Origin of the sequence: Geobacter anodireducens, assembly GCA_001628815.1 — a bacterium.
Classification (GTDB): domain Bacteria; phylum Desulfobacterota; class Desulfuromonadia; order Geobacterales; family Geobacteraceae; genus Geobacter; species Geobacter anodireducens.
The window spans coordinates 100,008-110,507 of record CP014964.1; the positions used below are offsets into that span (position 1 = coordinate 100,008).

11 protein-coding genes are annotated in these 10,500 nt (G+C 53.3%); all 11 read right to left on the reverse strand.

The window, feature by feature from the left end; translation table 11 throughout:
- Positions 1–81: 81 nt before the first annotated feature.
- The gene (locus A2G06_16985) at positions 82–294 is read right to left on the reverse strand and encodes a hypothetical protein (GenBank protein ANA41832.1); all 213 of its coding nucleotides are present in this window, start codon (positions 292–294) and stop codon (positions 82–84) included.
- Positions 291–530, reverse strand: a complete 240-nt coding sequence (locus A2G06_16990) for a hypothetical protein (GenBank protein ANA41833.1) — start codon at positions 528–530, stop codon at positions 291–293. Before A2G06_16990 ends, A2G06_16985 begins: the two co-directional genes overlap by 4 nt.
- A 97-nt stretch (positions 531–627) precedes the next feature.
- Positions 628–1,623 (reverse strand): hypothetical protein, encoded by a 996-nt coding sequence (locus A2G06_16995; protein ANA41834.1) that lies wholly within the window; start codon positions 1,621–1,623, stop codon positions 628–630.
- A gap of 163 nt (positions 1,624–1,786) precedes the next feature.
- Complete coding sequence (locus A2G06_17000; protein ANA41848.1) at positions 1,787–2,053, reverse strand: hypothetical protein; 267 nt, start codon at positions 2,051–2,053, stop codon at positions 1,787–1,789.
- A 53-nt stretch (positions 2,054–2,106) separates the two neighbouring features.
- Positions 2,107–5,469 (reverse strand): type III restriction endonuclease subunit R, encoded by a 3,363-nt coding sequence (locus A2G06_17005; GenBank protein ID ANA41835.1) that lies wholly within the window; start codon positions 5,467–5,469, stop codon positions 2,107–2,109.
- A 378-nt stretch (positions 5,470–5,847) separates the two neighbouring features.
- Positions 5,848–6,786 (reverse strand): hypothetical protein, encoded by a 939-nt coding sequence (locus tag A2G06_17010; protein ID ANA41836.1) that lies wholly within the window; start codon positions 6,784–6,786, stop codon positions 5,848–5,850.
- A gap of 57 nt (positions 6,787–6,843) precedes the next feature.
- Entirely contained in the window at positions 6,844–7,098 is a 255-nt protein-coding gene (locus A2G06_17015; GenBank protein ID ANA41837.1) for a hypothetical protein, read from the reverse strand.
- Positions 7,095–7,643: a hypothetical protein gene (locus A2G06_17020; GenBank protein ID ANA41838.1), complete on the reverse strand. Its 549-nt coding sequence runs from the start codon at positions 7,641–7,643 to the stop codon at positions 7,095–7,097. Before A2G06_17020 ends, A2G06_17015 begins: the two co-directional genes overlap by 4 nt.
- A gap of 251 nt (positions 7,644–7,894) precedes the next feature.
- Positions 7,895–8,083 (reverse strand): hypothetical protein, encoded by a 189-nt coding sequence (locus A2G06_17025; protein ID ANA41839.1) that lies wholly within the window; start codon positions 8,081–8,083, stop codon positions 7,895–7,897.
- Between the two features lie 72 nt (positions 8,084–8,155).
- Positions 8,156–9,133 (reverse strand): hypothetical protein, encoded by a 978-nt coding sequence (locus A2G06_17030; GenBank protein ANA41840.1) that lies wholly within the window; start codon positions 9,131–9,133, stop codon positions 8,156–8,158.
- Positions 9,134–9,602: 469 nt separating this feature from the next.
- Positions 9,603–9,827, reverse strand: a complete 225-nt coding sequence (locus A2G06_17035; GenBank protein ID ANA41841.1) for a hypothetical protein — start codon at positions 9,825–9,827, stop codon at positions 9,603–9,605.
- Positions 9,828–10,500 lie beyond the last annotated feature (673 nt).

Consider the following 10,500-nt stretch of genomic DNA (forward strand, 5'->3'; position numbering starts at 1 on the left):
CAAAACAGCACCCCGACGAGGGACGGATATCGCCCCCGAGGGACGACAGTGCCGCCCCAGGTGGGGGTTTGAGCTGTAGTGTCAGTGCCGCCATGCCGAGATCAACCGGGGACGGCCGTCTTCAGCCATCCGGGCAATCAGGGTAACTTGGGCATTCCTGAACGAAACCCGCAAGGGTTTCTCGTTCAGCAGACCTGTCACCAGTGGCAGCAGTTGGAGTGCCTCTAGCGGGACATCCCGTTGAAGCATCCGGTTAGCGGCGTGAAGGGTTAGCGAGAGTGCCCCGGATTTCATATCCGCACCTCCCCGGCAGCCGTCTGATTAGAGGGGACGTCGGGCTGTTCGATGGAGGCGGCGGCGATAATAACCACGGCAAAAATGAGAATCATAAAAATGCTGGCCAGGATAGTCCTTGCCAGTTCCTTCCGGTTCTCTTTTCTCGCTTCAGTTAGGTCGATGAAGTCATTGAGGTCACGAGTGAGGGCCTTGTTCAGCTCTCTTTCGCGCGTAAGAAAATTGCGATTTTTCATAAGCCAGTCTCCTGTACGCACTCCGTCCTCTGTGGACAGAGAACCCCATCAGGGAGTGCGTTGCATCTTCCCCTGGTGGGTGGAGGGATGGTAAGGATCAGGCTGCTTTCTTCTCAGCCTCTACCGGTTTCTTGGCGGACTTCTTGATCTCCAGTTTCGTGTATCCGGCCTTGGGTTTCGTGCACTCCTTGTAAGCCTCAGGGTATTTCGCCTTCAGTTTTTTGGAGTCCACGGTAACCGATGGCTCGAATATCACGGCAACAATGTCAATTCCGTCTGATGTCCCCCTGAACGACTCCCCGGTGTAGCCGAGGATGTCGAGTTTGAGATTTTCCAGTTTCCCTTCGATCTCTTTCTTTTCCGCAAGAAGCTCCTGATACCGCTTCGCCGCGGCAAGGACATCGGCCGGCAACGCTACTGTCGGCAGCTGGTGTACTGCACAACTGCTCCTGAAGGCACAGTAACCGCACAAAAAGCTCGGTTCGGACTCCGGCTCCTCATTGGCCACAAGAGACTGCCAAATCTTTTCCGCCCGACGCTCGCTCTCCTTGTAGAGAGCCTGCATTTCGGGGGAAGCGATGTTGTAGCCGTTGTAGACCTTCCATTCCCCGGCGTTGATGTCCACGTAGAGGATGCAGCCCTCAACGGAAACATCAGGGGGGGTGACGAGGCGCAAGAGGCCCATTTGCAGAGAGATTTGGTCAAGGTGAGAGGATCGTGGCTCCTCCGGGATACCGCCGACAGACTTCATCTCGACGACATAGAGGCGCTTGTTCCCTTTGAAGAGGAAGTCGATATGCACCTTTATGTACGGCTTGTCAGGGTGGGTGATTTCCACCTCTTCATCGAAAGTAGCCTTGCCCGCTACGAAAATCTTCGCGAAGAGGTCCTGGACGGCATGACCGCGCAGGAACCGCAGCAAGGTCTTCTTGTCGTGGGAGGGCTCAGTCATCTTCCCCAGTACCGCCTTGCGGAGGCACTGGCCGACATCTGAACCGCCGACGTACTGCGAGCGGTCTCCGAGGTGTTTTGAAGATTCCCTATTCAGTTCCTCGAGAGCTGATCCTATGAATGTGTTAAATTTTGAACTCATGATGGTTGTCTCCTCTGTCTGGGTTGGGCTCGGACAAGAAGACAAACCATCCCCTTGCAGGGTTGGCTAAGTCTCCCTGCCGGGGTCGAGTGGATTTTGGACGCAAAAAAACCCGCAGAGGGAATTCCTCTGAGGGCCTGATTGCCGGATATGTCGAAGAGAGCTATGAGATCAGCTTGACAATCGTTGCTACCACTCCAATAGAGACAACCATCATGGAGCCAAGCTTGATCGTCATCCGCTGCTCAAGCTGCTTAATTTCGCCTTTTAACGACAATTCCAAGAAAGCGAGATCCTGTTTCGTTGCCAATTCGAGATCACCTTGGGCCTCTTTAAAGGCTTCGGAGATTGCCTCGGCCTCAGCACCAGGAATCCCAGCTTCTTTGAGCCGTTTGGCGAATTTTAGCGTGTCAAATGTAGTTGTTGCCATCATTTTCTCCTATTCCTTTCTTAGCGAATACATAGGGTATTGTCAACTCACGTTTATGCAGCCTTCTTCCGCTTGGCTTGTTCCCGATGGTAGATGCCGAAAAGTGTGATCTCGAGCAGACCTTTATCCTGCATCTCCTCGAATATCTTCTTCGGCACGTCCCGCTCGACTTCCCTCCCCTCTTCCGTGAAGATGACCCGAAAGAATTGTTCAAGCACCGGAGGCGCAGGTGTGGGGGGTGAAGACGGCACGTCGTCCATCGGTTCTCCTGCCGGGGAGAATACAGCTGCAATGGTTCTCGATTGTTCGAAGTTCTCTGCCCTGACCTTGGCATTTTCGGCTTTGGTCATCTTCTTCAGCAGGGCGCTTGGGTCCTGGTAGTCGAAGTTCCCCTCCTTGAGTGCCTTGGTGATAAGGGCAGAGAAGCTCTGATTCCCACTTGAACACTCCGCGGGGTCGATGTCCGGAGTTTCCCCTTCCGCCAGTTTGGCAACCATCCTCTTCTCCAGTGTGTAGGCAAGCTGGGCTTCCTGGATTGGCGATGAGGTGAGGTACCAGTAACGGCAGGGGCGGACTTCCCCGAAGAGTGCCCGGTGGATGTCGGCAGTGTTCACGCGACGGATACGACCATCACCCTGTTCAGCCAACCTGGTGTTGTCGGTATAGTCGTACCACACCAAGTTGTTGAACTGACTGAGATTTAGTCCCGTTGCGACACGGTGGAATGACACAATGACGACTTGAGCGGTGGTTTTTGTGAACCATTGCACCAGCTTGTTGGGGGCAACCGAATCGGGAAGAGTATCGATCGACAGGCCCGGGTACTTGGCGGACAGAATCCGCTTCAGTGGACCACGCATATCGACCTTCTGCGTATTGCCGGTATAGACCAGCAACCGCTCCCCACGATCAATCACCCCCTGGACAATCTCGACCAACCGCTGTTCCTTCTCCAGGAGCTCGTTCACATCTCTCCTGTACAAAGTCCCAAGCAGGTAGCCCCGCAAGCAAATTTCATCGTCAGCATGCCTGAAGGTGTCGGACACCCGCAGGAACGCGGCCGTGCGAACGCTTGCGGCGGGGAGTTTGTCTTCCGGTGGCAAATCCGCATCGTCTATGATTTTGTCTATGACCCGCATGCAGTCTTCAACTTCTGCATGAGGAACGCATTTGATGACTTCCCGCTCGACTGGCGGCAGATCGTCAAAATCTTCCGAGTCCACGTTGACGAAGTTGGGCAGCGTGTAGATCAGGGCTGCCGGTGAGATGCCCGCTGTGTCGTACGTCGTGACCCGCTCCGATTCACGGTGGCGGTTTCTCTCATCGGTTTTCCTGACCTCTTTGAACGCCCCGAATTTCGTCTGGAATTCGGTGGATGACTTCATATCCCACCCTGCTGCCCTCATCTGAACCGGATTGATGCCCCAGATCAGATTGTAGAGGGACTTGGCCATGCCGTTCGTCACGGTGGCCGTCAGACAGAGCACCCGCTTAGCTGATGCAGCTAGGCGAATGAACGCGGCCCCCTGATTGCTCATGAGGTTGGCCGCATTGTGGGCTTCATCGAAAATAGCCAGGTCGAAGGGGATTCTCTTCAAGTATCGAATGTAAGGCAGCTGCTTGTTGTGAGTTCTGGCGTCAACTGATTTGCCGCGGGCCTCCATGTCCTTTATCCACCCTTTGTAACGAAGGAATGGACGCTTGTTCTCGGGAATGTAGGTGTAGAGCGCCGAGCCGCACATACTGCAGTGCTCCTTGTCGCTCTTACGCAGCTTCTCTGCCGGCCAGCCACATTCTACGCAGGCCTGGGTGTATTTGATGCCTTCGCTGGTACGCACCTTTGCTGTTTTCGTGACTGTCACGAAATCGGGGTGCATGCGAAGGCGGGTGTAGGAAATGATGTAGAGTCCTTTGGGCCGGGCAACTGCAAGTTCCCGCATCCGTTGCCATGAGTCGATTACGTGGACGTCGAAGCCCTCGTTTTTGTACTCCTCGACCATTTGCTCAACCAGGTGCGGTTCGGTGACCATGATCGACCGTCTGGCGCCGGCGATATACTTTACCGCCTTCGCCATCCAGGTTTTACCGGTACCGGTGTTGGCCCGAATGCCGATCCCCCTCCTGCCCGATGCAAATGCCTTCATCACTGCCTTGACCGCTTCCCGTTGAGGAGCTTTAAGGCCGAGATCCTTCAGTTCATCGGCAAGGTATTCTTCGTCCTCGCCGATCTCGTGAAGCGGCTTGTACATCTTGGTCAGTTTTCTGAGAAGGATTGTGGATAGCTGTGAGTTGAGATCGACATAATCGAATCCCATCTCCCGGGCTTGTTTCACTTCGCCCGTCGCATCCATCAGGAAGGTCTCTACGGTGGGTTTGTAGACGATGGTCTGGGTTTTTGTGCCTGAATCATCGTCATAGGAGTCATAGGTTTCCGGTTTCTGGACGATCATGTACTTGGCCAGGTAGTGCGTACCGTTGAGGGTTACGGACTCGATTTGACTGTTCATGGCCGCCAGCTGGACGGCGTGGGCCGTTCTGAGTGTGGATGCCGGCAGGATTGAGGTGTCATAGCTGGAAGGGTACTGCTTTTCCAGCATCAGTCGGGTTGCCTTCTCCAACCTCTCTTCACAGTCCACGTAGAACTCTGTGAGATCCTTACTCTGCAAAAGAGGGCGAGCCCCATTGCTGTGCCGCACTTCGACGGTCAGCGAAAGCGGGTTGCCCATGAAGCAGAGGATCGGATCTTCCTGAGTGTTGTCCAGGTTATCGTAGTGATGAACATACCGTGATCGGTACGCCAGCGATTCATTGCTGCCGTTTTTCCGGAGAAAAATGACCACCTGCTTGAAGGCATCGTATTCCTCCGAACGGTAAGCATACCGCCAGGAGAAATTGCCTCGCAGGATGGTGAGCAGCTTTCCCTTCAACTCATACTCGGGGATGATCAGAACCATAACCCCGCGGTGCGAAACCATGGGGGCGGCCTTGTCTATCCAGGATACAAGCTCTCCCGTGTTCTTGTTGTACGGGGGATTCAGAAGGAGAATGTCAAATGAACCGCTGTTGGTTGTCTCGAAGAAAGATGAGTTGAGCTTCTGGTCGATACCGCGAATCTTGTCGAAACGATCGGCATCAAGCTCTACGGCGTAGGAAGCGACCTGTGTATTTTTCGCTTGGGAAAGGTTTGCAGCCTTCTTGGCATGGCGAACCATGCTTTGAAGGAATATGCCTTCCCCTGCGCACGGGTCGAAGATACATACCTGTTTCTCCTCGACGCTTCGCTGGTCCCATCCGAAGTCAATCTTGATCACGGATTTGACCATCTCCACGTCTTTGGGGAATGTAGGGTAGTATCCCTTTGCCAGTTCATTCCCTCTCACGCGAGAATGTGAGTTTACTCCTGATGTTATATCCATGTCTGTGAGCTCTCCTTTTCAGGGGGGGCAAGCAGACACGGTAATCCCCTGGCCGGGGTTGTGTCGTGCTTGCCCCGGGGGGAATTGTTAACAGTGTTGGTTACTTGGTGACGATGGCGTTGAGCATATAAGTCATGTGGCACTCCATTTCTCGCTCCAGGTAAGAGCGAAACCTTGACTCATGAATGGTACACCGTTCATGTGCTTGTTGAGTGCTACGAAAGCCTTGGATGGCTGGTTATGGTCAGGGCGATTGCTCAAGACTACCGCAATGGCCTCCGTCATGCTCTCGGCAACAACCTTCACCCATTGATCGGGAGGCAGACTTCCGTCTGACTGCTGGTTAATATGGACAAAATAGGTGACGCTCCGCACGGATTAAAACCCGGCGGCTTCTTGGGCAAACCCCTCCGACATCAAGGAGCTTGGCGCCCAAAGGGACTGTCCGTCCCCTCTGGTGAGGGCTGCAATCCCTCGGTTCAGGATATTGATGGCAGCGTTGTGGTCCCGATTTAGGGACAATCCACATTCCGGGCAAGTTATCCAGCGGTGGGAGAGTTTCTGCCCTTCGAAGATGTGGCCACAACACGAGCAACACTTAGATGTATAGGACGGATTTACCTGGATAACCACACGGCCAGCTTCTGCCGCTTTGCTCGTGAGGCGTTGCACCAGGTAATGCCATCCGGCATCGTGGATGCTCTTCGAAAGGTGCGGGTTTCGCACCATGTTTCTGATCTGCAGATCTTCCAGCACGATCAAATCGTTCTGGGAGATCAACCTGGTGGCCAGTTTGTTCAGAAAATCCTGCCGTTGCCGCTGGATCTTGAGGTGATGCCGTTGCAGTAAGGCTACCGCCTTCTTGCGGTTGCTGCCGCCCTTTTTCTTCCGGGAGACGGCGCGTTGCAGGACCCGGAGCTTCTTCTGTCCGGTGCGGTACCATTTCGGGTTTTCTATCTCGGCGCCGTCGCTGTCGGTGAGGAGATTCTTTATCCCTACATCGAGGCCAATGACTTTGCCGGTTACGGGGAGATTTTCTGCTGCAATTTTACAGGCAAAGCAGGCGTACCAACCATCGGCCTTTCGGATGATCCGCAGTGTCGAGGGTTCTGCCGGCAATTCCCGGTGCCACCGTACTGCGATTCGGCCGATGCCGGAGATCTTCAGCCTGCGGCCGTCGATCTTGAAGCCGTTGCCATACTCCTTGAGGCCGAAACTATCGAAGCGGTGCCGGCCTTTGAATCTGGGGTAACCTGGTTTCTTCCCGGTTTTGATCCTGCGGAAGAAGCTCTTGAAGGCTTTGTCCAGATCAGCCACCGTAACCTGGAGGATGTGGCTATGGATGCCCTTGGCGTACGGGTTGGTTGCCTTGAGTTACTTTACATGCCGGAGCTGTTCGACCTTGGTGACGGACTTGCCAGTGGCTTCGTACGACTCTTTGCGCTCCGCGAGGCAGTCGTTATAGAGTCTGCGGCAAGTCTCCACGGTCTGCTCCAAGAGCCGTTTCTGCGGTTTGGTCGGATACAACCGGTATGCAAAGGTCTTGATGGGCATAAAAGCGCCTTTCTGGGCTTCGATGTATCTACACGGGTTAAAATCCGGTAGCTTGCACCGGTTGGTTTCCGTCATGGTGCACCTCCGCCTTTTTTCTCGGCTGTTTCAACTTCAAGATTGGCAGTCGAAGCGGGGAAGCTGAAGCCTCCGTACCTGATACGTTGCTGAACTTCATGCGCGACGTTATCGATGGTCAGGTAGCACTTCTTGACGCCGATTTCCGGTGTCACTTCCTTCGCCAGCTTGAAAATGTCGCTGTACCAGTCGCAATGAACAAATTGCTGTTGGTCCAGAATGCGGGAATAGATGTCGAAACATGCATCCTCGCTGTTGCCGACGACGAGCTGGCTGGACAAGGGCGGCACGAGGTAAAGACCGGTGTAGCCGTTATCCAGCTTGGGGATCATGATCGGATTGGAGAGGAACGAGGTGTTGATAACCCTCGTGTTCTCCGTTTCCAGCTCCGCTTCGCCGCTCGTAAGCAGTTGCGCGAAGGCACGGACTTCCTGGCTAGGGCCGTATGCGGTAAGGTACGCCACATTTCTGCCCTTCATGATCAGATTGGAACAAAAGACGGTTGCGGTGGCACGTTTGCCTTTTAATGATATGGTTGCTGGCATCCTCCCCTCCCCTAACCGATGTAGCAAGAAGCCGTGAGGCCGACAGCAAGGAGGAACGAGCCTGCCATGACGCCGGCGAGGATCCTCTTGATATCGATTGAGAGGGTATTTGCGCAGTGATTGTAATTGCGGACTGCGGGGACTTTGCAACCTTTGACTTGAGTGAATCTGTGCATGTCTGTCTCCTTTCGCATAAAAGCGGCGGGGAGACAGAGCAACCCCTTCCGGGAGTTGATGCCTCCCCGGTGGGGTTAGTGAAGTGAAATAATGGTCTTGTTACCGTTCAGCCTTGTCCACACAAGCCAAACCGCCTTGCCATGGAGCTCATTGGCTCGTTCCGCGAGGGCCGGCAGGACTTCGAAGGTTTCCCCCCTGATATAGGCTTTGCCGTTTATCAGGGACAAGAAGGCTAACGGTACGCAACAGCCGGAAGTAATCAACAGTGCCTCCCTTAATAACAGGGGGGAGCACCTCTTCCTCAGGGGAAATGGTGTTCCCCCTGCAGGTAGTGATTAAAGTGCCCAGCGCTTATTTTTTGCGTCCCATTTAAAGCCTTGATCCTTCAACCAGGTCCGGGCCGCCGAATCGGAGAATTCGGGGTACGCATAGATCGTCCCGTCATCGCCGACTTCGTGCTTGACGTTCTTGACGGTCAGGTAACCGACAATTTCGTCATTCGAGATCGGTTCAGCCGAACTCCCTCCCTGGTCGCTCGAAGAGCTGGAGGATTGGGAGGCCTGCTGTCCTGACTCGCCCCTTGATGAAGATGCCCCTCCTGATGCAGATGAGCTGTTGTACGTCTCGCCCGTAGCTGCTCCCTGGAGATCATCTTCCTCGAGGTCCTGGGTGAAAATATCCGAAGCGGCCGTGGAGGTAAGAGCAGCATCCACAAGGCCACGCTTCTTGGCCATTTTAAGGCAGGTGTTGTAGTTGTCGGCCGGGTTGTCGTGTTCAACCCTCTCGCCTTGCTTGACGATATAATACTTCGTACCGACCTTTTTGGCTGAAAACCCTTTTCCTCCCAAAAGCTCCTGGGCCTTCGCGGGATTGCTCTCGCGATGGGTCCAATACTCCTGAGGTACAATTTTACCGGTGTTTTCGATTGGACCGGTGCGGAAGCGATACTTCGATTCCATTGTGCTGCAGGAGCCTACACCTGTACCGAGACGTTGGCCGGATGGTGCGTAAATCGTCACCTTTACCCGATACTCCCGATGGAAGTTGGGCAGTTCAAGAACTTGAACATCCAGGTCGTTAGCGAGCCGGAAAGTCAACATCAACTTCTCGGCGCCAGATTTCAGGAGAACTTTTTTATCCCCGCAACCGGGAATAGTTCCGTAATGTTCTCCTTCAATCATGACCTCACGCATAACCTGCTGAATGAGGGTGACCTGGTTCTTGATCTCAGAGAGACTGGCTGCGTTAGAGGTAAGGGTGACGGGATTCTGGGTCGGGTAAGGGATTACATTGCTGGGTTGTGCGTTGTTCATGATCTATCTCCTTTTCTGTGGGTTGTACCCGGCAGAGAGGAGACAGATCACCCCCAGGGGAGTTAATTGTCTCCTCCCGACTGGGTGGTTGATGAGATGTGGTTGACGAGTAGATATCGGCAGACGAAATATGTTTACGTCTGACCTGCCATGCTGTTCACCTCCTCTCGTGTTAGGTTGTCCCGTCGCAAGAGAAGTGCATGGCCCCCGGAGGGAGACATGAACCATCTCCCGATCGGGATTTTACAATAAAAAAGGCGGTCACTTTTCAGTGCCCCCCTTTTTCTGGGGGGATATTGGGGCGTTTCGACTAGCGGTGATGTTTTTTCTGACGCAGGATAGCGTACGTTAAGCAGCTACCAAGTACCAGCATCACACCCATAGCGAGCAGGACAGCGTCAAATGGTGTCATAATGGCCTCCTAAACTGAATTTTACTTTTTCCTTTCAGAAAAGCAACTCCAATTTCTTCATGGGGGCTCCTTATCCGGGTTTTCGTCGTCAGAAATGCTGTCGATTAGAAAACCGAGTAAAGCGAACCATGAAGACGCAACGAAAGCCAAAAGGACTTTCCAGACCTGGATCGCCGGCATCATTATACCGGTAATTACACCCCCGGCAAATGCGGCTTTACCAATATCCCAAAAGAACTTGCTGGTGTTGTCAATCTGCTTGTTGGTGAACAACTTTTTCATACGTGCCTCCTTGACCTACAGGAGACACATATCCCCCGGCCGGGAGTTGTGTTCTCCCAGGTCGGGTTGTTATTCTGCCGCTTGTAAGGCTTGTCGCAGATTCTGGATATAAAAAAAGGCACAGCCGAATTCCGGACGCACCTTTATTGAAACTTTTGAGTCGCTCTGCCCGAGACGACTATGTGTGCCCGAAGGATAGATCCGGGCGGTGTGCTCTGACGGGGTGGCGAACTGCTGCCAGATTTCCTGTCAGACGATACATCCTCTGCCGAGGGTGCTTCTGTTCGGGGCTTTCCTGAACAGTTTGTCCATGACGCCAAAGGCGGCAGGGAGTTCCCTTAGAGAAAGGGAGTTATAGATTGCGTTAAGATTAGTCTCCCTAGTATCCGGTGTCAAGAAGATTTTGGTGAGAGGCCTGATGGCTTGTTAAAAGATTTTGAACAGGGTTTAAGGAGTATTTAACAGTGGTTAAAAGGGGAACCTCTTACAAGTATGTATAATATTTGGTTTTATAGAATAAATATAGGTTGACATAGAAAAAATGTCTCTATATGTTGTGGCTTGTGATCGCGACGTGCCCCAACATGTGGGGGATAAATTAGCCTTTTTTACGCTGGAATGGCGTAAAACGCCTTGAAAATGATTCTCCGCAGGTTATATTGCCATTACGCTG